Here is a 21632-nt window from a genome sequence, read left to right as displayed (position 1 = left end):
TTCAATGGATAGGGATTTAAACGCAGCAATTAACTTATCGAGGTTGGCTAAACCTTGAAAGCTTACTGAGGGATAACCGCTCCCATGCTCCCATTGAAGTAAGAAATAAATGTCTAGACTTGTCTAGGATTTATATAGCAGATTTACTCTGGTAACTTATACTGTCCTACAATCTTCTTAGCAAACTCCGGCACATGAGCCGCTAATTTCTCTGGATAATTGCGCCTTACATACAAATAATTCCGCGTAAAATGGGAATCAATAGAAAAACGCGCATACTCTAAACCCTTGGGGCCGATTTTTTCTATTACCACACCCATGAGTTTTGCCGCCCACATGGGTAGTGTTACCCCCTTGTCGTAGGCGGGAATACTTTGTTGTACTGCTTCTTTGCGGTTCCCTTGGGATGTGACTGGCTGGGTGTTTAATTGGTCTTGCACTAAGTCAAGCATTTGTTTACCTGTATCATTTCTAACGACAATCCACTGCCAGCCAAAGGGTGCGCCCATGTAACCTACCACTAGGTCTGCTAGGGAGTTAACGTAGTCAAAGCAGGTCATGCAGGAGGGGGCAAAGACATCTTTGAGTTGATTGGTTTTTAAGCCAAAAAATGGTACTTTCTCGATGGATCCGTCTTCATGTTTGAAGTGAATGCGGAAGTCTTGCATGAATTCATAATGTACCACTGTCTCTGGTGAACGGCTGGTAGTTTCTAGGAATTTTTGTAGTCCGGCGCGGGTAACGTTATCTACACAGGGTGTACCTAAAACATACAGTTTTTCTAACCCTAGTTGTTTTTCTACGGCTCTGAGGGCTTGAATTTGGCAACCTACACCAATTACTAATAACTTTTTCAGCCCCGATTTTTCTATTTGTTCTAAAACCGAAAGGTTGGGGGATAATGTGGGTTTATTTACCCTGGCTGCCAGTATTTCTTCTGGTGTACGGGCGATGATGGGCATGGGTTGAAAGCGGTCTTCTTTGGTGTTTTGCACACAGATAACGCCTTCTACTAAGCCGCGATTGAGCATTTCAATGGCAATGCTACTCACAATACCCGTCCATTGTGCGCCTTCTATGGGCTGCTGTTTTTGCGCTGCGATCATGTCTTGATGAACGCCAAAGTAGAGTTCGGTTTCGTTATCTAGGTCGCGCGATCGCTTATGGGTTTGTTCTTCGAGTCCCTCTATCTGTTGATTAATAAAAGCGCAGGCTTCCTTGACATAATGAATATAATATGTATCACATAGTCCGCACTCGCTACACAATTCTTTGGCGGGGCGGCGGCTGGTCGGTTTCAGGGCTTTGGCCTTTTTATGGGGAGAAACTGAGGTCATATAATTTTTTTTTGTTTTATCCAGGAATCGCTTTTATTACCATACCTGCTATATAAAACCTAAACAAAGCTAGACTTTACTTTCTACTTCAACGGGAGCATGGGAGCGGTTATCCCTTAGTAGACTTGCACGCCTTAGCCAGACGCGATATTTCTCATAAGATTTACAAGAAAGACTACCGCTATCATTGCTTGGTTTTCGCCTTGGCAATAGTCTTAATTCAATACTTGATATCGTAGGATTATATATCAAGTGGGCGATTTTCTTAACTCACTTATGTCAACCCTTGTTAATATAAGTATAGTTTTGTCTATAAAATACTCAGCTTAGGACTAGCTCTACCAGCTAGAAACTTGTAGATGTCTGTGGAAGAGGAACCCAAACAGAGAACTGGTATTGTTTGACTATTGTTTGACCCCACCCTCACCCTCCCCTTGTCAGGGGAGGGGACTGGATTTGATTGTTTTTTGTGTATTCGGTGTTGCTTCCCATTCCCTGTTCGGTGTGTTCCCTGTTCCCTAAGATAAAAATTACCTGTTTAATACTTTCCAAACATCCTCTTAGACCTTACTCGCAAAATTTCCCTATATTATTGGTAATTTAGGTAAAATATACACATCCTTAGAAGTATTGACATCTAAAGTTGTTTAACTTTTATATTGCATATTCTGAAAAAACATTATAAATTATGAGGTTGTAGGGGAATAATCTAATTTACTGCCTCAAAGCCCAATCTTGATTAAGTAAATATACCGTAAATAGTTGAAAGCAACTTGGAATAGTAGCGAAAATTCTTTGTTGTTTGGTAAACCCAGGTTCCAGATTGACACACAGAACACAGAACAACCTGGGACTATGTATTTTATGGCGATTCTTAGGATTTATGACGTTGCTTGAGGTAAAAAATACCTGGCTGCGGTTCACCTAAAAGATAATGAAAGAAAAGCTAATTGTGGCTTAATTTCTAGCTCAATTAGTAGCTTAAGTAACGATTTCTAACTTATTTGCTCAAAGCAGGTTGCTATTCAAAATATGGTTTTTGTTATGCTAAAGATAATAGCATAAATAATCCATCACGGTGCATCTAGTAAACAATTACCCCCTCAATGGAGTTACTCTAGTGATGCCAATAAATGAATTAGTAACAGATGAAAATATAGAAGAACAAGCATGGCGAGCGCTAGAGAAGTCAATTCTCTATTATCAAGGTCGTCCTGTGGGAACTGTAGCGGCCTATGATGCTTCTGTGGAAGCACTTAATTATGATCAGTGTTTTATCCGCGATTTTGTCTCTTCGGCGTTAATTTTTTTGATTAAAGGTAGAACAGATATTGTTCGTAATTTCCTGGAAGAAACATTAAAGTTACAGCCTAAAGAAAGAGAACTAGATGCTTATAAGCCTGGGCGCGGTTTAATTCCAGCTAGCTTTAAAGTTGTATGCGACAATGGAGAGGAATATTTAGAAGCTGATTTTGGTGAACACGCGATCGCTAGAGTCACTCCAGTAGATTCTTGTCTATGGTGGATTATTTTATTGCGTGCTTATGTAGTGGCTACAAAGGATTATTCCATCGCCTATCAACCTGATTTCCAAAATGGTATTAGGTTAATTATGGAAATCTGCTTGGCCAATCGCTTTGATATGTACCCCACGCTGTTAGTTCCCGATGGTGCTTGTATGATTGACCGTCGCATGGGGATTTATGGTCATCCTCTGGAAATTCAGGTGTTATTTTATGGGGCTTTACGTGGAGCTCGTGAGCTGTTGATTTGTCAGGGTAATCAAGATATAATCTCAGCAATTGATAACCGCCTCCCACTGTTGTGCGCTCATATTCGCCAGCATTATTGGATAGATATTAATCGCCTCAATGCAATTTATCGTTTTAAGAGTGAGGAGTATGGCAAAGGGGCTGTGAATCTATTTAATATCTATGTAGACTCTCTTCCCTATTACGAATTAGACAAGTGGTTACCCCGTAAAGGTGGTTATTTAGCTGGTAATGTCGGTCCATCTCAGTTAGATACCCGTTTTTTTGCCCTGGGTAACTTGATGGCGATTATTTCTGACTTAGCTACAGAAGAACAGTCACAAGCTATTATGAGTTTGATTGAGGAAAGATGGGATGATTTAGTAGGAGATATGCCTATGAAAATCTGTTTCCCGGCCTTAGAGCATGAAGAATACAGAATTGTCACCGGGTGTGATCCGAAAAATATCCCTTGGTCATATCATAATGCTGGTAGTTGGCCGGTATTAATGTGGATGTTTGCCGCAGCAGCTGTCAAAACCAACAAAACTGGTTTAGCTAGAAAGACTATTGAAATTGCCAAGACTAGGTTGATTGAAGATGAATGGCCAGAATATTATGATGGTAAAAAAGGACGACTAATTGGTAAGCAAGCTAGGAAATATCAAACTTGGAGTATTGCAGGTTTTTTATTGGCAAAAGAACTGATGGATAATCCCAATTATTTACCATTGGTGAGTTTTGATGAATTACCGCCTGAAGCTGTTTCTCGTGCTTGTGAGTTTGAAATTGGGAGTGTAGAACCTTATATGCCTGGATAGTCAATCTCACGAGGTTAATTAGTTGTATTGGTCTAAGATGAACATAAGGTTTAAAGCCCGATGTAACTACTTTGTAGTTACATTTTGCTTTTGCTCTTCTCTAAATTGCTCTGAGTGATCATTTTGGAAATTGCGGCTATGGGACAATAAATTAAATCGTAAAAGTTGGTAATGTTGGGTTAGGCTTGAATATCGCCCTAGATATCTTGTGGATCGACAAAAACTAGTTGTCTATATATTCATCACTCAATTAACAAGTATTCTAACTATAGCAGAGAATAAGCAGATTTTATCTGGTGCTAAAATACCATCTAAATGGAGTATTTCTCGGAATGGAAACAGAGAAATTAGTAATAGTTGATGATTTAGAAAAACAGGCCTGGGAAATTTTAGATAAGTCGATTATTTACTACCAAGGTCGTCCTGTGGGTACTCGGACAAGCTGTGAGCAGATAAAACAAGATTTAGAGCATGACCATTGTTTTATTAGGGATTTCGTCCCCTCCGCTTTACTTTTTTTAATTAAAGGTAAATATGATATTGTTCGTAATTTCTTAGAAGAAACTTTAAAGTTACAGCCTAAAAAGAACCAATTGGATGCTTATATACCCGGACAAGGTTTGATACCAGCAAGCTTTAAGGTTGTATCAGACAATGGTCAAGAATATTTGGAAGCGGATTTTGGGGAACATGCGATCGCTAGAGTTACACCTGTTGATTCTTGTCTGTGGTGGATAGTTATATTACACGCCTATGTCAAGGCTACCAAAGATATTAGTTTTGCCTTGCAGCCTCAATTCCAGCAAGGAATTATGCTGATTATGGAAATTTGCTTGGCGACCAGATTTGATATGTACCCCACCCTGTTGGTTCCCGATGGCGCTTGTATGATTTACCGGCGTATGGGTATCTACGGTTATCCCTTGGAAATTCAAGCCCTATTTTATGCAGCCTTACGGTGTGCGCGGAAGTTGCTGATTTGTGCTGGAGATAATAAAATTGTCATCGGTATTGATAATCGCTTACCTCTATTAAGAGATCATATTCGTCGTCACTATTGGATTGATATAAAGCGATTAAATGCGATTTACCGCTTTAAGGGTGAAGAATACGGACAGTCAGCAGTGAATCAATTTAATATTTATCCTGATTCTATTCGCTATGCTAATTTGGCTATTTGGTTACCAAAACATGGTGGTTACTTAGCGGGTAATGTCGGACCGTCTCAATTAGATACGCGATTTTTTGCACTGGGAAACATGATGGCGATTCTTGCTTCTCTTACCAGTGAACAGCAATCTCAAGCAATTATGAATCTGATTGAGGAACAGTGGGATGATTTAGTCGGAGAAATGCCGATGAAAATCTGTTTCCCAGCAGTGGAAAAGGAGGAATACAGAATTTTTACCGGGTGTGACCCCAGAAATATACCCTGGTCATATCATAATGGTGGTAGTTGGCCTGTGTTATTGTGGTTTTTGATTGCTGCGGCTCAAAAAACAGGTAGGACTGATGTGAGTCAACGGGCTTGGGACATTGCTCAAGAACGTCTGAGTCAAAATCAATGGCCAGAATATTATGATGGTATTCGGGGGCTTTTAGTGGGTAAGAAAGCCAGAAGATATCAAATTTGGACAATTTCTGGTTTCCTCTTGGCTAAGGAGTTGATACGCAACCCGTCCCATTTAGCTTTAATCAGTTTTGCACAGTTGGATTTAGAGAATGCTTCCCAGTCTTGCGAGTTATGAGTTTTGCTTGGGCGTTGGTTGTGGTGCCGCAGTACAATAAAATAATTGTCAGAATATACTTAATTACCTCGAATTTCCATGACTCGGCGGGGTAGATAAATTATACAGTTAAAATTAGTTCATGATAAATGCCCGCCAAATAGCTTTTAATGCCTTGCGAGATGTTCATAAGGGGGCTTATGCTGATGTAGCTTTAAATAGGGTGCTGCAAAAGGTGAGCTTGCCTAGTCACGATCGCGGTTTGCTGACGGAATTAGTCTATGGTAGTGTGAGGAGGCAACGGACTCTTGATACCCTCATTGACCAACTGGCTACTAAAAAATCTCATCAACAACCCCAAGACCTGCGCACTATCATACATCTGGGTTTATACCAATTGCGTTATCAAGAGCGTATCCCGGCTTCGGCGGCTGTGAATACTACTGTACAGTTGGCTAAGGAAAATGGTTTTTCTGGTCTGACGGGTTTTGTGAATGGTCTGTTGCGCCAGTATATTCGTCTAGGGGAGAGGTTACCGGAGCCTTTGAAGTTACCTGAAAATCCTGTGGAACGTTTGGGTATTTTATACAGCTTTCCCGATTGGATTATTCAGGTTTGGTTAGATGAATTGGGTTTGGCGCAAACAGAACAACTTTGTGACTGGATGAACCAAACACCGACAATTGATTTACGGGTTAATCCCCTACGGGCTGCTATTGAGGAAGTTGAGGGGGCTTTGGCTTCAGTTGGGATTTTAACTCGCCGGGTTCGGGATTTACCGCAGGCTTTACGATTAGTTGGGAGTACTGGCGCTATCCAAAATCTGCCGGGTTTTAGTGAGGGTTGGTGGTCTGTGCAAGATGCTAGCGCTCAACTTGTGGGTTATGTTCTCAACCCTCAAGCAGGTGAGGTGGTGATTGATGCTTGTGCCGCACCGGGGGGGAAAACAACCCATATTGCTGAATTAATGGCGGATGATGGCGAAGTTTGGGGGTGCGATCGCACTGCTTCCCGTCTGCGTAAACTCAGGGAAAATGCCCAACGGTTACATTTACAATCTATCCGTATTTGTACTGGTGATAGTCGTCATTTACCCCAGTTTAATTCTCGGGGCGATCGCGTCTTACTAGATGCACCCTGTTCTGGTTTGGGAACCCTACACCGCCACGCCGATGCACGTTGGCGACAAACACCTGAATCTGTCCAGGAACTATCGAGGTTGCAAACAGAACTCATAGCACAGACATCTAAATTTGTCAAGCCTGGGGGTGTACTAGTTTATGCCACTTGTACACTGCATCCGGCGGAAAATGAAGGGGTGATTTCTAGGTTTTTAACTGACCATCCCGATTGGGAAATTCAGCCCCCCGGGGTTGACTCGTATGAGGCTAGGTATTCCACACCCCAAGGTTGGCTGAAGGTTTGGCCTCACCGACAAAACATGGATGGCTTTTTCATGGTGCGATTAAGAAAAACCAACAATTACCAATGAATACAGTTTGGGATTGTACTATTTTCTTGAAAGCTACCAACCTAGCGGAGGAAGCAGCAATGGTTACTGATTCCCATGTCAAAAAGTTAGTGAAAATCCTAATTGCTGCGGCTTGGATTGATGGTAAAATAGAACCCGAAGAACGGCAATATCTGCGCGAGATAGCTCAAGTAAAAGGGTTAGCAGGTGATCCGGAAATTAAACCTTGGCTGTATAAGTTAGTTCCTGTGCAACCGCAAGAATATTCTAGGTGGTTGCGAGAATATTTAGGCGATCGCCCTAGCCCAAAAGGTTACCAAAATCTGATTTCGGCCATTAGTGAATTAATTTATAGTGATGATGAAGTAGGTGTAGAAGAAGTATGGCTGCTGACAAAAAACGAGTCAAGAAAGCTAAATCAATGCACTGAAGCAGACTATAGAGAGTTGCTCAAACAAATTCAAAAGCTTTATCGTCGCTGGGTGGAGGTGCAGAACTAAAGCTTTGAGTTGAGCAGACGCGATTCTTCGCGTCTAGCCATCCCCATGCAGAAGTAATACTTAAGACTTCGGTTTACCCGAACCTGGAGTTTCTTCTGGTTCTACTTTAGGTACAAAGTCGGGGCGATCTTTGCTTTCCCAACCCGGCGGACGTTTGGAGTTATACCAAGCTATAGAACCAATGGTGACAGCAGCAATAAAACCAACCACATACACTAAGGTAAAGGCTAAGGGAAAATGAGACCCCCCGGCTACTGCTTCCGCGGCCGTTTGCATGAATAAATTCATATAAATACCTGATATAGGTAAACTCAGTCACCAAAGGCGCTGAGAGGAAACTAATTATTGAAAGCATTTTAACATCAAAGGCACCTCAAGGTACACTCACCTTTGCTTAAAATAAAATCAACAGTCAATATAGTATCAAGATGCCGCACTACCAAAAACTACTCAGAATTTCTACCACAGGGAAAAACTTTCAGAACATCACCGCCAAAATTGCGGCTATAGTTACAGAATCAGGGGTGGAAACTGGACTTTGTACCTTGTTTTTGCGTCACACTTCCGCTAGTTTAGTGATACAAGAAAATGCCGACCCGGATGTTTTGGTAGATTTAGCCAACTTTATGGCTAAACTTGTGCCTGAGTCGGGTAAGTATATTCACGATGCTGAAGGTGCGGACGATATGCCAGCACATATCCGCACTGCACTGACCCATACTTGTGAACAAATTCCCATCAATGGCGGTCATTTAGTCCTGGGAACTTGGCAAGGTATTTATATTTGGGAGCATCGTCAGCGTAGTCATACCAGAGAATTAGTCGTCCATATTTCCAGCTAGGAACTGGACCTAGTAACTCTGTCCCCATCTCCCCTTGTGTCTTTATGAACCATGACCTGAAGGGAAATCACCCTTTTCAATGCCTAGATGAGATTTTAGCGCAACAGTGTGTTAATCCATTAACTCTCAACCCCGACAAAACTTTCATTACTAGTTTTGTAGAACTGGGAAACTTAATTACTACCATGACCACAGATGAGGAATTTGTTCTAGCCCTGGGGGATACCTTAAAATTGATAGTTTATGCTCAGTTGCAAAACTTCCCAGAAAATATCTTCTGGGATTTTGATTTTATGGTTAGTAGTATGGTCAGACAGGCTTTAGTAGCCGATGGGGGTTTTATGTCTTTTTTAGAATCCTTTGGTGATAAGATGGTCTTGCTCATTGAGCTATTCGGCATCAATAAAGAAATTCGCTTCCGCTACGTTCACGATTTTATTTATGGGTTTGATTGGGCAAGATGGGTACAAAGAGAACCACAAACGCGCTCAAATTCTGAGCCTTTTAGTTTGGTTTTTTTAGAGGAGTTATTGAGCAAGGGTGAAAAACTGATCAAACACATTAATTATGGTCAGTTGACATCTTATAATCTTTCTCATACAGGATACCGTAACCCCTTCGATTTTTCCCGGGAACCAGAGGATGAGCACCTGCTACTAACTTCTTTAGCTAAAGCAAACCTCATCCCTGTGGCTACATGGGATTGGGATACCTGTCCTGTATGGGATAAACCCTTTCAAGAAATGCGCCAGCAGTTAGCATTAAAGTTAAATATTCAACCCCAGAAACACTGATGAAAGCATTTGTAGCCGGAGCAACAGGCGAAACAGGTCGCCGCATTGTCCAAGAACTCATAGCGCGCAATATTCCTGTGCGGGCTTTGGTGAGGGATATAGAGAAAGCTAGAGCTATTTTACCTAGTGAGGCACAGTTAGTTGAGGGTGATGTGTTACAACCACAAAGCCTGAATGCTGCTTTAGGAGATAGTACGGTTTTGCTGTGCGCTACGGGTGCTAAACCGAGTTTTGACCCCACTGGCCCCTATAGAGTGGATTTTGAGGGTACTAAAAATCTGGTCGCGGCGGCTAAGTCTCAGGGAATTGAGCATTTTGTTTTAGTGTCTTCTTTGTGTGTTTCTCAGTTGTTTCACCCTTTAAATTTGTTCTGGCTGATTTTGGTGTGGAAAAAACAGGCTGAGGAGTATATTCAAAAAAGTGGTTTGACTTATACTATTGTCCGCCCTGGTGGTTTGAAAAATGAAGATAATTCTGATGGTGTGGTAATGCAAGGTGCTGATACATTGTTTGATGGTAGTATTCCCCGTCAGAAGGTGGCGCGGGTGGCGGTTGAGGCTTTGTTTGAGCCTGCTTCCCGGAATAAAATTGTTGAGGTGGTGGCTAAATCAGAGGCTCCCCAAAAAAGTTGGGGGGAGTTGTTTGCTAATGTTTAGTTAATTTCACTAAGTTTCTAGGATTGTGACACTCAAAGGTTTTAAACTCAAGGGCGTTGAGCATCTGATTGGCCCCATGGCGGCACTGCTGGGGTTTGTATATTTGTTACAGTGGTATATACATGGCTCGGTGCGATCGCCAAGGGATCTGGTATTTATGGTACCACAGCCACCTTTAGTCATGAGTGGGGGTGATCCTTACATCCGTGCTTTGATGCGCACCATCTCCGCTAGTGAAGCTAGTGGTAACCGTCCCTATTCTCTGTTATATGGTGGTCAGCAGGTCAATGACCTCAGTCGCCATCCAGAAATATGCGTTAGAATCGTCAGCGGACCGAATAAAAATAACTGCTCTACTGCGGCGGGTAGGTATCAAATTATCAATAAGACTTGGTTTGAAATCGCCCCTCGCTATCATCCCCAACCTCCCGGAGCCATGTTTTGGTCTACTTATAGTTTTGCACCGGAGTATCAAGATATAGTGGTTTACCGTTGGTTGAAGGATTCCAGAGTTTGGAGAACTGATATTCCTCAACTGTTACGACAAGGAAAAATTCACGATGTTTTGCGGCGACTATCTCCCACCTGGACAAGTTTGGGATATGGTATAGAAACTAATTCAATTAGTAGGTCTTTGCCCCAAATTTATCAAAAAATGTTACAGGAAGAATTAAGGGCCGCTAATCAACCAGCATTTATAACTACCAGTCCCCTGCGGTGATTTTGTTTGAGGATTTTATAGGTTTAATTATATAGGACTCCTATTTGATTTCTGAACAATTTCTGTTCCCTATTCCCTGTTCCCTTTCCTCACTGATAATTTCTCAACTCAAATAGGATGACTATATAAAGTTGCGGATAGTTTTGACAAATTCTGGAGTATTTTCTAAGTGAGTATTATGGCCAGCATCAGCAATAACTCTTACCTGGGCTGAACATTTTTGCGCCATTTGTGTATGAATATCTCTAAATTTATGGTCATATTCCCCGGTTAATAACAGTAAAGGTATGGTGTTTTCTGGGAGTTTATGCCATAATGAGGGTTGCTTTCCAGTTCCCATAAATTGCAATGACTTGGCTAGTTCCACTGGGTGATTTTGCAACCGACTTTCTACCATGGTGGTAAATTGTGGATGCTCTTTGAGTCTTCCAAAGATGGGTTGACTATACCAATGGAGTAAGAAGTTAGTAAACTCGTGTTTGGTAGTAGTTCTAACTAACTTTCTGGCGATTTGACCATCGGTTTTAACTCTGGTTAATTGTTCTGTTGCTGTTGCTAAACCAGGGGATGCAGATTCTAAGATGACTTTAGTAAAACGGTGGGGAAAATGTAGCGTTAGATATAAGGCTAATCTTCCACCCATAGAGTAACCGACCAAGTAGCACTGTTGAATGTTTAACTGGTCTAGTAAGTTAATCACCCCCTGGGCGACATTTTCCATTGTATAGTATTCATCCCCTCCCCATACTTGAGTTTTGCCATGTCCAGGTAAGTCAAGTGTTAAATAGGAAAATTCCTCACCCAGTAATGTAATCACTGGATCAAATTCATCAAGATTGCCAATAAAGCCATGCAAAAATAGCATAACTGGTGTGTGGGGGTGATTAATTAAATGATAGTGAATATTGTATTTTGGCAGAGTCATAAACCTGTGTAAATACCTGGTAATTCAGGGTTGAGGTTAATAACAATAAAGGATTCTACTCAGAAATTCCAGCACGCAACCAATGGCGGATTGTTTTAATTTCCGTGGTGGTGGAGCTTAAATACTGTTGCTGTAATTCTGGGGATAAATTAGGGTGATTGAGTAAGTATTCTATGCGACTTTGCACATTAGAAATCAAGGTATCTAAGTTGTCGTAAGGAATGATGTTTTCTTTCGTGTTGCTGTGGTCAGATGGGGGTAGAGGTACTGGTGTGTAATTAGTTTGGGTTTGGTGGGTGAGATATTGGGCTTTTTCTGCTTCTAGTTGGGATACTGTTTGTTGCAGTGTTTCTATGACTCCATGCATCTCTAGGGGGTCAAATATACGTAATAAGCTGGTTTGAGTAACTATACCTAACTTTGCGCCCCAATCCCAGGATACAACTAATCGCTGTACTCGCCGGCGTTGCATTTGTTGATGGGCAGACCACAGGGAATCTTCGGGACTGAGTAAGAATAAGGGTGTACTCATGACTGTTTGTGCGGAAATTTTCGCCAAATTTAATCCTAATGCTTGAAATTGCACGATATCCCTTTCTGTGACAATACCCACGGGTTGAAAGGTGTAGAGAATATCATTCCAGGAATCGGTGTTAGTGATGACAATGCAACTAACTTGATGTTGTGCCATCATCTGTGCTAGGGTAAGTACTGAGCTTGTGGGTGGTGCATGAATCACTCTAGTGGTCATGACTTCTGATACCCGCCGCATTTTCAGCAAGTTGGTGGGACGTAAGACCTGTCTGAGACTTTCTGGGGAAACGATTCCTACTAGTTGTTGGTTGTCATCTACGATGACTAAGTGACGAATCCGATACCGCCGAAATAAAAATAGGGCGGCAAATATATCCTGGAATGCAGTATGAGAAAGGGTAATTACCGGATGTACCATGACTTGGGATATTTTTACCTTAGCAAAGTCCTCACCTGCTGCGGTGAGTCTGACAATATCTCGCTCTGTAAAAATACCTAATAAATGCCCACCATCCATGACTAAAACACTACTTGAACGAACCCCAAGCAGGGAATAATCACCAATTGCTGAATCATATTCAGGCAATGAGCAGGTATTACCTCGGGTTCGACTCATTAAATTAATCACGTCAGTTAGAGATGTATCCGGGGTGACAACTAGTGGCTGCCGATCTATGGCATCTTCTACACTGGGAACGCCAATCAATGGGTCATCAAGCATACTTTAGAGTTGATGTTAATTTATGAATTTTTGTAAAGATATTCGTCAGACATATATTACACATGGGACAATTGAGATATAATCCGAGGGATGTAAAGGGTAAAGTTGCTCAAGGTATTAGATGCTAAGGCTTTGAGTTATAAAGAGGTAAATATAATGTCTTAAAATAAGGTGAGTGAAAAAGGGGTTAATGGAGGGAATCTTGCCATTAGGTTGCGTCCATACCGGAAATTCTGGGAGTTTTACCATAAAGCCTGTCTAAAACCCTTTTAACTGACACAGGTCGCCACTGACTACCTCGCTTGGTTGTATATCCTTGCTGGTTTAACCAGGTAGCAATTTGTGGAAGGGATTTTCCTGACTTGTGATGGCGGCGAATTAAGTCAATAATCTGTTGTTCGGCGGGATTGTCTACTAATTCGCCATGTACTGATTGTTGACCAAAAGCGGGAGAACCATAGCCAGCATAGCCACCGCGAGCAGCTTTCGCGCTCCGGGCCTGTTCTAGCTTGTGCCATAGGTAATAGTCTTTTGATTGTTCAGCAGTCATTGGTTTTACAAATGAAATCACCTCTGATGACATAGTATCTCAAGTTATGACAGATGCTAATCAATCAGTGGGATTTTTGAGGTAATTCTTTACTAATCAGTGAGCGGTTGGAAATGGGAAGATTGCAACAACAGGGTTAGTTAGGTGGTTGTCCTGAAGTTATTTAGAGGTAAACAGAGTTGTTTGTGCATTAGGTGGGATTTTTGACTATAAATCCCAAATTCCCAGGGGGACAGGAATCTACACCTTAAATTATGTTCATACCAAGGAAAAGGTAGGGTATTGTATGCGTAATCCTCGAAAAATCAAATTACTAAAACTTATATGGCACAAGGGCTGTAGTAATTTTGAAACCTTGACATCAAGGGAAAACTTCGCTCATTATGATTCTATCATATCCTTTACCATTGCCCGCACAAATACTGAGCGTTGATGGTAGTTGGGGAGAGAATCAAGTATTAGCAATAACAAAGAGGTTCACGTGACAACTACAGTTGAATATATTCAAGAAACAGAATTTGATACCTGTTTAAGCAATAACCCATTGGTGGTGTTAGATTGCACTGCGACTTGGTGCGGTCCGTGTAAGATGGTGAGCCATTTTATGGATAAACTGGCCCAGGAATACCAAGACAGAGCCAAGATAGTGAAATTAGATGTGGGGGATAACCCCGGTATGGCTGAAAAACTGGGTATCCGTAGTCTACCGACAGTGATATTTTTTAAGGATGGTCAGCCATCAGAAACCATTGTCGGGGTAGTGGGCTATGAAAAATTTACCGCAGCTGTAGAAAAGATACTTTAAACATTTTTGAGGGATTTATCCATGCACATCAGTGTAAATATGGGGATGTCCTAGGTAAAGCATAAATTCATACTCATTGATGGGGGAAATTTAGCGATGATGAAAGCAGAAGAAATCATGACCACGGATGTGGTAACAATTAGTGGTTCTGCAACTGTTGCTGATGCAGTGGATTTGATGAAGTATAAAGGGTTACGTGCTTTGATTGTGGAACCGCGCACGGAAAATGACCCCTATGGGATGGTGACTGAAACGGATATTGTCTATAAAGTGGGTGCTTACGGTAATGATCCTAAACAGGTGCGAGTTTATGAGATTATGACTAAGCCTTGTATTGTGGTTAATCCTGAGCTAGGGGTGGAATATGTGGCTCGGTTGTTTGCTAATACGCGGGTTCGTCGCGCTCCGGTAATTAAGGGTAAGTTGTTGGGAATTATCTCTATTACTGATATTCTCAGAAAAAGTGACTTTGTGGAGAATCCCAAAAGCAATTTTGCTATGTACTGCGAAGAATTTCCCAATGCTCCTGAGGCGAGAATCTACGAAGATTAATCAAGATTGTTCAACCTAAATATTAACAGGGAGTTGTCAACATATGATGAAAGCTGAAGACATCATGACCACGGATGTGGTAACAATTAGTGGTTCTGCTACTGTTGCTGATGCAGTGGATTTGATGAAGTATAAAGGGTTACGTGCTTTGATTGTGGAACCGCGCACGGAAAATGACCCCTATGGGATGGTGACTGAAACTGATATTATTTATAAAGTTGCGGCTTACGGTCAAGACCCGAAACAGATCCGGGTTTATCAGATTATGACTAAGCCTTGTATTGTGGTCAATCCTGAGCTAGGGGTGGAATATGTGGCTCGGTTGTTTGCTAATACGCGGATTCGTCGCGCTCCGGTAATTAAGGGTAAGTTGTTGGGAATTATCTCTATTACTGATATTCTCAGAAAAAGTGATTTATTTGATAATCCCAAACCCATTTTTATTGAAGATGAAATAGAAGTTGCACGGGAAGAAGCTAGACGCATTTGTGCAAGTAAGGGTGATTCTTCGCGGGAATGTGCCGCAGCTTGGGATGTTGTCGAGGAACTACTCGCATCAGCTTCTCACCTGCGATCGCAAAAGCAACACATGGAAACACAAGAACCGGTTGATTGAGGATATCGCCAAAACAAGAACTTGATTAAGTTTCCCGTGGGGAAACTTAATCACTCAAACATTCATCCCAATCAGTTGAAAGGCCTGTTGAATATCTGCAGCTAATGAATGTTGCTGCTGTTGTGTATAGAGTTGAACAGCTTGACGATAAGCTGACAACATTTCCCGGAAGTGTTCTACTTGATTATCTTGGGCGCGAATGTTAAGTAAAACCCAGCCTAGGTTATGATGAGCTTGGGGATAATCAGGTTTAATTTGAATTGCTTGTTGTAGATAAAGGCGGGCTTTGTTCCATTCATTTAGTTTACCATGTAATGTACCTAACCGGAATAAAACAAAGGCATCACCAGGGAACTTGTGCTGGTGAGTTTCGTAAATTCGGATAGCATCGGCGCAATTATGCAGATTTTCCTGGGTAATGGCGTAATTAATTAACACCCAACTGGGGACTTGTGATTTACTGCTAGCTGGTGTAAAATCAGATAGTGCTGGAGACCATAACCCCTGTAGGGCTTGTTTCCAACCTTGAAACCCTAGGGCGAAAGCACTATCAGGGACTTGAGTAATAAATTCTTGTATCCGTCGTTCTACATCCCTGGCTTGCTGGGTAACAGTGGCGTGGTCTAGGGAGATAATCAAATAAGGATATACCCACTGTTGTAATAGTTGACTATCACTAGATGGGGTGCTGTGAGACTGTAAATTAGACTGTAAATTAGATTTAAAAATTGCTTGGGTAGCAGCCTTTACTCCTGCTTTCCACTCCTGTTGATTAACTGCAATCCAAGCTTGGAGTCCTAAAGCAAAAGTAGAGTCAGGGGCTAACTGTAACGCTCTATTCACAGCTATTTCTGCTTGAGACCAATCACCACACTTACCTAAGCACCAACCTAGATTAGCCTGTATCCACGCTTCCTGGGGGCTGAGTTTGGCTGCTTGTTGTAAATATTTAATGGCTTCTGACCATTTAGACTGACGACAACTCACCAGACCTAAAACCCCATAACCTCTACCATCTTGTGGTTGTAATTGTATGGCTTTTTCGGCGGCAATTTTGGCTTGATTGTCGTTGAGATAGCATTGTACTAATGCGAGTTCAACTGCTGATTCACCATGGTTGGGTTCAGTTTTGAGATATTTTTCATATGCTTGTACAGCTGCTGTTAACTCCCCCTTTGCTAGTAATTCCCGGGCGCGTTTTTGGCTAGGTGAAACAAACCTCCCATTTAAAGCGTCGATTAATTCATCTGCTGTTTGAAACCGGTCTTCAACTCTAAATTGCATCCCGGTTAAAATCACTTTTTCGATTAAGGGACTCAGATGGGGGGAAAGTTGACGGGGGGGGATGAGTGTATCTGCGCTAGCTCTTTCGGGAGCGGGTGCGGGTAATTGAGCAGTTAATAACTCATACATGGACGCACACAAGGCGTAGAAATCTGTGGCTGGCCAACGTTGACTGCGGTAGCTATACTGTTCTAGGGGAGCATAACCCTGGGATAGGGTGACGCTCATTTCCCGGGTTTGTCCGGCGATAAATTCTTTAGTAGCGCCAAAGTCAATTAAGACGGCTCTGTTTTGCTGGTCAATGAGGATATTATCTGGTTTAATATCTCTATGTAATAGTTGGTTTTGATGTACTACCTTCAGGGCTTCGGCTATTTGAATAAAATAATCTGTGATTTGATTTTCTGGTAGTTTACCTTGTTCTTGGAACATTTGATATAGTGTTTTACCAGCGACAAATTCCATCACTAGGTAAACTGTATTGTTCTCCTGGAACCAATCATAGATTTTGACAATGTTTCTATGAGAGCATCGTGATAAATAACTGGCTTCGGTTTGAAAGCTGTCTAGTTGTTTTTGGCGTTCTGCTGGGGTGATAGAATGGGGCCAGCAGACTGTATTACCTGTTCTGGCGGCTTTTTCTGGCCACAGTTCTTTAATGGCTACCTTGGCGGAGTTTTGCAGGTAAACCCCTTGATAGGTAATCCCAAAACCACCTTCTCCTAAGAGTTTTTCAATTTGATATTTTCCCTGTCCTAGGATGGTACCACTAGGTAGGTGGTATATTGATGATGTTTGGGTGGGAGTGAGGGGAAAACCACAAGCAATGCAGATTGTAGCATTGTCTGGGTTTTCTGTCAAGCAGGTAGGACACTGAATAGTCATTGGGGTGGTAAGTCAAGGTTAGTAGACAGCGGTTTGACTACCAGTGGTTTAACCACTGGCTACGTTTTTTTGGATGGTACACTTTAAAGCCACAAGGGTGGCGTTATCTGATGCGCCTTTTTGTAATACTTGTGTAATAGTCTTGTCAACAGCTAGTTGTAAATCTAAGTCCGGGTGATGACAATTATTAAAGATATCTGCAAGGTCTGAGGGGGGGACTAAATCCCATACTCCGTCAGAGCAGAGGATGATAATATCTGCATCCTCTAGGGTGAGGGATAATTCCGGGGTGGTGCGTCGGAGGTCTTGGACGTAACCATCACTTAATCTGGATTTGGAACCTATGGATTTAATTAAAACGTTGCGATCGGGATGGTCTATACTTTCTTCTAGTGTGATTTGACCACTAGCTACTAACATGGCAACTAGTGAATGGTCTTCGCTTAATTGGCGAATTTCTCCTTGGCGTAACAGATAAATGCGACTGTCTCCCACATGGGCGATGATTAATTGTTGGGCGATCGCCAAAATCATGCTCAGAGTGGTTCCACCATCCTTAACTTGGTCATTAATAGCTTCATTAGCTGTGTGGAACAGTGAAGTTAACCATTGCTGATATTGTTCTAGGGTTTTACATTCAGGAGGGATGGCGGTTTGTAGGGGAATTTCCACAGCTATTTTACTAGCTAATTCTCCGTGAGACATTCCCCCCATACCATCAGCCACAACTGCTAAAATCATGGTTTGAGAATTGCTGAGTTGTTCTTGTCTGACTCCATAGTTATCTTCATTGTGTAAGCGATGGGGAGAAAGTCCCACGGTGGAACCAGTAGCCACCTGCCATTGAGTTTTAATTGTGCTATATGATTTACGAGTTTCTACTAATACGTTGAGGAGTTGAGATAGGTTAAATCTTTGCTCTGCAACGGGAGCCAGAGAAATTTTGAGGATTTGGTAAATTTGGGGGATGGGTTTGATTTGGAACTCAAGGGATAGTTCTTGAGGCAAAGGGTGTTGATGGATGATATGATATAACAATGCCCCCACAGTATAGGTACTCATAGATTCCTGAATGGGATTTTGACTATAACCCAGTTCCGGGGCTAAATAATCTCCTAATAATCCTGATGGGAGGGTTACACCCAGGGGGTAAGCTGTGGTTAAATCAAAAAACTTGATAGGGGTTCCCATTTGCACCCATGGGGGGAGAAGGGAAATCAAACACCAGTTTCTTTGATGTATATAGCGGAAAAATTGACAGACCTGGGTAGTGAGAAACAAAGACTCTTCTAGGGTATGTTCTGCTGTTAACCAAGTTTCTATGGTTTGACTTTGATCGGGAAAATCAGTGAGGAGCAGAATTTTCTCGGTAGATGAGGTAATTTCTACTTCGGGGTAATATTCTTCTTCTAAATAATTAGATGAGGTAGTTTCTGCTGGTGACTCCCCTTCTAGTTCTTGAGTATCTGTGATCAGACTCCCCTCATCAACAGTGTCTGTTTCCTGGGGTGGGGGGGGAGTTGTCTCTAGGTTAATAGTTACAGATGCAGCTTGACTGTGGGCGAGTAACTGTGCAATTAGTTTATAGTCCCCTAGGATTTCTCTAAGTTGCAATTCTCGGCTCAGTCCACTGTCTAAAGACCCCACCCGCAGTAAACCTAATTTCATAGGTTCACATGGGGTGGTACTATCATCTGGGGGTAAAATATTCACCTGGAAGTAATAAACATCGGCGGTTTGACCCAAATATGATATAATCTCTACCGGGATATCACCAATGGTCAATTTACTATGGGTCTGAATGACTAAACTATTGCTGGTATCAATGGTGGGTGAAGACATGGTAAGTAAGCATGGTAATTAAACTAATTAAAGATTTTGGAAGACAAGCCGAACCTTACCAAAAGCAATTTCATCACCGGGGTTAAGGGTTTCTGGGGTGGTGATTCTAGCGCCGAAGCGAGTTTGTCCCACGGGTTTGATAAATATACCGTTGGTAGACCCTAGGTCTTTGATCAACCAAGTACCGTTACTTTGGTATATTTCCCCATGGTTGCGAGAAACCGTTTCACCACCCATAAAGGCTTCTAGGTCAATATCTACTGGTCCCATATCGGGGTCAAAGACTCCCACGATCGCATTACCATCTAAGGTAAATTCTGGAACCGGGGAACCGCTTTGTTTAGGAATTAATTTGGCGATCGCACTGGGGGAGGTTTGGGGTGTGGGTGTGGGTATGGGTGCAGGTATGGGTGTGGGTGTGGGTGTGGGTGTGGGTATGAATGGTTCTGGTATGGGTTTTAATAATTCTTGTCTAATGCGATCTAAATCGTTCATAGCTTGGGTTGCGGTTTGCAGTTCAGAACCACAAACAACGCAAAATTCAGAGTTAGGTGGGTTCTGGTCGTGTCCACAAGCGGCGCAGGTAATCATAATTTTGTGTGTCCTTGTATTCAAAAAGATATGTGATCAGTGCTTTTAAAACAGTCAACCGTCAACCGTCAACCGTCAACCATCAACCGTCAACGGTTCGACTCCGCTCACCGACCACCGTCAACCGTCAACTTAGGGGTTTAGGTTCCAGTCATTTGACGTATTTTGTCCTGTGATATCTGCTCGTTAATGTCGTCACCCATTTTCACAGTTTTACCTTTAGCCCCTAGTTTCATGGTTTTAGTGGTTCCGGCGGATATCTTCTGAGTTTTGCGTAATTCTTGTTGAGCGCCGTTGAGGGATTCGGTCATGGCTTGGTTACCAAGCTTGACTGTCATCGTGCGCGCGTTTTCTAGGAGTTGTTGGGCTTTTCCGGGGTCTTTATCGGCGATTGTTATGGCTTGGTTAATCATTTGGGAAATATTACACTGTTGTAAGTAACCCATCACTTCTTGGTCAACTTGTGCTGCGCCCCCTTGACCGGCGACAAATTGCACTACTACATTTTGGGGGGGTAGTTCACTGCGGATTTTTTGACCGGGGACTTCGTAGGTTAAGCCAATTTGAGCAAGGCGCGCCCGGGATGGGGGGCGACTATCCATGCTAAATTCTAAAATAAAAATGGTTTCGTCGTTGGCTGCGGCGTTTCCTATGGGGTGGGGGTCTTGATCTAAGGGAAATTCCGCCTGGGTGGGATAGGCGCGAATAATACGACACAATTCTACCCCCTTAACGGGTTTCACTGTTAAGGCCAGGTTGGTGATTACTTCCTGCTGGGCAAGTGTGTATTGTTCTATGATTTGGTTGGGTAGGTCTAAGATGGAAACTTGCGTACCAATGGCGTTACCGGGAACCACATAAAATAAGCTCCCCCCGGTGGAGTCGCTCAGGTGGGTAAGTAGGTCTTCGTTAAATTCTTCCCCCACACCCAGAGCGGTGATGGGGATGTTATGGGTGGCAAAATCTGAGGCTATGTTACGACATTGATCATCGTCAAAGGTTTGACCGTCGGTAAATACTAGAGCGCGCCGTACGGACATTTCTTGACCTTTCAAGACATCTAGGGCGCGACTTAACCCTAAACCCATGCGTGTCCCACCGGAAAAGGTGCGTAGTTTGCTGATGGCGGTTTCTAAGTTGCTGATTTCCGTGGCGCTGGTTAAGCCAATGATTTGAGAGGCTGAGTCATCAAATTGTACTATACTAATGCGATCGCTTGCCCCCAATCTACCAGAATTGACTAGGGCTGACAAGGATTCAATGACAATATCTATTTTTGTTTTCCCCCCGGTGACCTGTGTATATTCTTTGCCATCCATGACATAGCTTTTACCCGTGGGTCTGGTCTCCCCAGCGACAATTTCATACATTGAGCCACTGGTATCAATCACGAAAGTAAAAGCTGTGGGGGGACGGGTTGCAGCTACTTCTTTTGTGGGTCGCAGTTTCAGCATCACAAATAGTTTTTGTCCTGCTTGTTCTGCTGGTAGAAATTCCCGATGGGGGGTAATAGTAATGTTGAGTAGATTTGACATGGTTTTTTATTTGATGATGGTTGACGGTTGACGGTTGACGGTGGTCGGTGAGCGGAGTCGATAGCGATAGCGTGGCGTTAGCCATACCGTTGACGGTTGACGGTGGTCGGTGAGCGGAGTCGATAGCGATAGCGTGGCGTTAGCCATACCGTTGACGGTTGACGGTGGTCGG

20 protein-coding genes are annotated in these 21632 nt (G+C 42.6%); 11 read left to right on the top strand and 9 right to left on the bottom strand.

Going from position 1 to position 21632, the window contains the following annotated elements:
* Positions 1 to 143: 143 nt before the first annotated feature.
* On the bottom strand, positions 144 to 1337 hold the full coding sequence (locus PN457_RS01180; RefSeq protein ID WP_271730765.1) for a Coenzyme F420 hydrogenase/dehydrogenase, beta subunit C-terminal domain: 1194 nt from the start codon (positions 1335 to 1337) through the stop codon (positions 144 to 146).
* 1123 nt (positions 1338 to 2460) lie between these two features.
* Between PN457_RS01180 and PN457_RS01175 the strand changes: the two genes are divergently transcribed.
* The 4 genes from PN457_RS01175 (at position 2461) to PN457_RS01160 (ending at position 7607) form a co-directional block, all read left to right on the top strand.
* On the top strand, positions 2461 to 3909 hold the full coding sequence (locus PN457_RS01175; protein ID WP_271730764.1) for a glycoside hydrolase 100 family protein: 1449 nt from the start codon (positions 2461 to 2463) through the stop codon (positions 3907 to 3909).
* A gap of 332 nt (positions 3910 to 4241) precedes the next feature.
* Positions 4242 to 5657, top strand: coding sequence for a glycoside hydrolase 100 family protein (locus PN457_RS01170; protein WP_271730763.1), 1416 nt, complete (start codon positions 4242 to 4244; stop codon positions 5655 to 5657).
* 121 nt (positions 5658 to 5778) lie between these two features.
* On the top strand, positions 5779 to 7128 hold the full coding sequence (locus PN457_RS01165; protein WP_271730762.1) for a 16S rRNA (cytosine(967)-C(5))-methyltransferase: 1350 nt from the start codon (positions 5779 to 5781) through the stop codon (positions 7126 to 7128).
* A 59-nt stretch (positions 7129 to 7187) separates the two neighbouring features.
* Positions 7188 to 7607 carry a tellurite resistance TerB family protein gene (locus PN457_RS01160; protein WP_271730767.1) on the top strand — a complete coding sequence of 140 codons (420 nt, stop codon included), beginning with the start codon at positions 7188 to 7190 and terminating at the stop codon, positions 7605 to 7607.
* Positions 7608 to 7667: 60 nt separating this feature from the next.
* Here PN457_RS01160 and psb35 read toward each other — a convergent pair whose 3' ends face one another.
* Positions 7668 to 7895, bottom strand: a complete 228-nt coding sequence (gene psb35 / locus PN457_RS01155; protein ID WP_271730761.1) for a photosystem II assembly protein Psb35 — start codon at positions 7893 to 7895, stop codon at positions 7668 to 7670.
* A 140-nt stretch (positions 7896 to 8035) separates the two neighbouring features.
* Here psb35 and PN457_RS01150 point away from each other — a divergent pair, with 140 nt between their 5' ends.
* From PN457_RS01150 to PN457_RS01135, 4 genes are all read left to right on the top strand, one after another.
* Entirely contained in the window at positions 8036 to 8449 is a 414-nt protein-coding gene (locus tag PN457_RS01150) for a secondary thiamine-phosphate synthase enzyme YjbQ (protein WP_271730760.1), read from the top strand.
* 44 nt (positions 8450 to 8493) lie between these two features.
* Positions 8494 to 9243: a hypothetical protein gene (locus PN457_RS01145; RefSeq protein WP_271730758.1), complete on the top strand. Its 750-nt coding sequence runs from the start codon at positions 8494 to 8496 to the stop codon at positions 9241 to 9243.
* Complete coding sequence (locus PN457_RS01140) at positions 9243 to 9899, top strand: NAD(P)H-binding protein (RefSeq protein ID WP_271730757.1); 657 nt, start codon at positions 9243 to 9245, stop codon at positions 9897 to 9899. Before PN457_RS01145 ends, PN457_RS01140 begins: the two co-directional genes overlap by 1 nt.
* Positions 9900 to 9975: 76 nt before the next feature.
* Positions 9976 to 10620 (top strand): glycoside hydrolase family 24 protein, encoded by a 645-nt coding sequence (locus PN457_RS01135; RefSeq protein WP_271730766.1) that lies wholly within the window; start codon positions 9976 to 9978, stop codon positions 10618 to 10620.
* Between the two features lie 121 nt (positions 10621 to 10741).
* On the opposite strand, the gene menH is transcribed toward PN457_RS01135, so the two are convergent.
* The 3 genes from menH to PN457_RS01120 all read right to left on the bottom strand — a co-directional run bounded on the left by menH (position 10742) and on the right by PN457_RS01120 (position 13350).
* Positions 10742 to 11545, bottom strand: a complete 804-nt coding sequence (gene menH / locus PN457_RS01130; RefSeq protein WP_271730755.1) for a 2-succinyl-6-hydroxy-2,4-cyclohexadiene-1-carboxylate synthase — start codon at positions 11543 to 11545, stop codon at positions 10742 to 10744.
* 55 nt (positions 11546 to 11600) lie between these two features.
* Positions 11601 to 12800 carry a CBS domain-containing protein gene (locus PN457_RS01125; RefSeq protein WP_271730754.1) on the bottom strand — a complete coding sequence of 400 codons (1200 nt, stop codon included), beginning with the start codon at positions 12798 to 12800 and terminating at the stop codon, positions 11601 to 11603.
* A gap of 208 nt (positions 12801 to 13008) precedes the next feature.
* Positions 13009 to 13350: a recombinase family protein gene (locus PN457_RS01120; protein ID WP_271730753.1), complete on the bottom strand. Its 342-nt coding sequence runs from the start codon at positions 13348 to 13350 to the stop codon at positions 13009 to 13011.
* 481 nt (positions 13351 to 13831) lie between these two features.
* Between PN457_RS01120 and trxA the strand changes: the two genes are divergently transcribed.
* The 3 genes from trxA (at position 13832) to PN457_RS01105 (ending at position 15323) form a co-directional block, all read left to right on the top strand.
* On the top strand, positions 13832 to 14155 hold the full coding sequence (gene trxA / locus PN457_RS01115) for a thioredoxin (protein ID WP_271730752.1): 324 nt from the start codon (positions 13832 to 13834) through the stop codon (positions 14153 to 14155).
* Between the two features lie 96 nt (positions 14156 to 14251).
* On the top strand, positions 14252 to 14707 hold the full coding sequence (locus tag PN457_RS01110) for a CBS domain-containing protein (protein WP_271730751.1): 456 nt from the start codon (positions 14252 to 14254) through the stop codon (positions 14705 to 14707).
* Positions 14708 to 14750: 43 nt separating this feature from the next.
* A complete protein-coding gene (locus tag PN457_RS01105) occupies positions 14751 to 15323 on the top strand; it encodes a CBS domain-containing protein (RefSeq protein ID WP_271730749.1) in 573 nt (190 codons plus the stop codon).
* A gap of 54 nt (positions 15324 to 15377) precedes the next feature.
* Here PN457_RS01105 and PN457_RS01100 read toward each other — a convergent pair whose 3' ends face one another.
* From PN457_RS01100 to PN457_RS01085, 4 genes are all read right to left on the bottom strand, one after another.
* Positions 15378 to 17492, bottom strand: coding sequence for a serine/threonine-protein kinase (locus tag PN457_RS01100; RefSeq protein ID WP_271730747.1), 2115 nt, complete (start codon positions 17490 to 17492; stop codon positions 15378 to 15380).
* Between the two features lie 48 nt (positions 17493 to 17540).
* Positions 17541 to 19334 (bottom strand): PP2C family protein-serine/threonine phosphatase, encoded by a 1794-nt coding sequence (locus PN457_RS01095; protein WP_271730746.1) that lies wholly within the window; start codon positions 19332 to 19334, stop codon positions 17541 to 17543.
* Between the two features lie 27 nt (positions 19335 to 19361).
* Complete coding sequence (locus PN457_RS01090; protein ID WP_271730744.1) at positions 19362 to 19925, bottom strand: FHA domain-containing protein; 564 nt, start codon at positions 19923 to 19925, stop codon at positions 19362 to 19364.
* A gap of 140 nt (positions 19926 to 20065) precedes the next feature.
* Positions 20066 to 21460 carry a vWA domain-containing protein gene (locus tag PN457_RS01085; RefSeq protein WP_271730743.1) on the bottom strand — a complete coding sequence of 465 codons (1395 nt, stop codon included), beginning with the start codon at positions 21458 to 21460 and terminating at the stop codon, positions 20066 to 20068.
* Positions 21461 to 21632 lie beyond the last annotated feature (172 nt).

It is taken from the genome of Anabaenopsis arnoldii (assembly GCF_028331025.1).
In the GTDB taxonomy this organism is placed as follows: domain Bacteria; phylum Cyanobacteriota; class Cyanobacteriia; order Cyanobacteriales; family Nostocaceae; genus Anabaenopsis; species Anabaenopsis arnoldii.
Note: the sequence above shows the minus strand (reverse complement) of the source record. Positions and strands in the feature narration are given on the sequence as shown.

What these genes read in the sequence shown, in the direction of transcription:
- PN457_RS01180 (WP_271730765.1), bottom strand. Translation starts at nt 1,337, where the DNA reads ATGACCTCAGTTTCTCCCCATAAAAAGGCCAAAGCCCTGAAACCGACC.
- PN457_RS01175 (WP_271730764.1), top strand. Translation starts at nt 2,461, where the DNA reads ATGCCAATAAATGAATTAGTAACAGATGAAAATATAGAAGAACAAGCA.
- PN457_RS01170 (WP_271730763.1), top strand. Translation starts at nt 4,242, where the DNA reads ATGGAAACAGAGAAATTAGTAATAGTTGATGATTTAGAAAAACAGGCC.
- PN457_RS01165 (WP_271730762.1), top strand. Translation starts at nt 5,779, where the DNA reads ATGATAAATGCCCGCCAAATAGCTTTTAATGCCTTGCGAGATGTTCAT.
- PN457_RS01160 (WP_271730767.1), top strand. Translation starts at nt 7,188, where the DNA reads ATGGTTACTGATTCCCATGTCAAAAAGTTAGTGAAAATCCTAATTGCT.
- psb35 (WP_271730761.1), bottom strand. Translation starts at nt 7,895, where the DNA reads ATGAATTTATTCATGCAAACGGCCGCGGAAGCAGTAGCCGGGGGGTCT.
- PN457_RS01150 (WP_271730760.1), top strand. Translation starts at nt 8,036, where the DNA reads ATGCCGCACTACCAAAAACTACTCAGAATTTCTACCACAGGGAAAAAC.
- PN457_RS01145 (WP_271730758.1), top strand. Translation starts at nt 8,494, where the DNA reads ATGAACCATGACCTGAAGGGAAATCACCCTTTTCAATGCCTAGATGAG.
- PN457_RS01140 (WP_271730757.1), top strand. Translation starts at nt 9,243, where the DNA reads ATGAAAGCATTTGTAGCCGGAGCAACAGGCGAAACAGGTCGCCGCATT.
- PN457_RS01135 (WP_271730766.1), top strand. Translation starts at nt 9,976, where the DNA reads ATGGCGGCACTGCTGGGGTTTGTATATTTGTTACAGTGGTATATACAT.
- menH (WP_271730755.1), bottom strand. Translation starts at nt 11,545, where the DNA reads ATGACTCTGCCAAAATACAATATTCACTATCATTTAATTAATCACCCC.
- PN457_RS01125 (WP_271730754.1), bottom strand. Translation starts at nt 12,800, where the DNA reads ATGCTTGATGACCCATTGATTGGCGTTCCCAGTGTAGAAGATGCCATA.
- PN457_RS01120 (WP_271730753.1), bottom strand. Translation starts at nt 13,350, where the DNA reads ATGACTGCTGAACAATCAAAAGACTATTACCTATGGCACAAGCTAGAA.
- PN457_RS01110 (WP_271730751.1), top strand. Translation starts at nt 14,252, where the DNA reads ATGATGAAAGCAGAAGAAATCATGACCACGGATGTGGTAACAATTAGT.
- PN457_RS01105 (WP_271730749.1), top strand. Translation starts at nt 14,751, where the DNA reads ATGATGAAAGCTGAAGACATCATGACCACGGATGTGGTAACAATTAGT.
- PN457_RS01100 (WP_271730747.1), bottom strand. Translation starts at nt 17,492, where the DNA reads ATGACTATTCAGTGTCCTACCTGCTTGACAGAAAACCCAGACAATGCT.
- PN457_RS01095 (WP_271730746.1), bottom strand. Translation starts at nt 19,334, where the DNA reads ATGTCTTCACCCACCATTGATACCAGCAATAGTTTAGTCATTCAGACC.
- PN457_RS01090 (WP_271730744.1), bottom strand. Translation starts at nt 19,925, where the DNA reads ATGATTACCTGCGCCGCTTGTGGACACGACCAGAACCCACCTAACTCT.
- PN457_RS01085 (WP_271730743.1), bottom strand. Translation starts at nt 21,460, where the DNA reads ATGTCAAATCTACTCAACATTACTATTACCCCCCATCGGGAATTTCTA.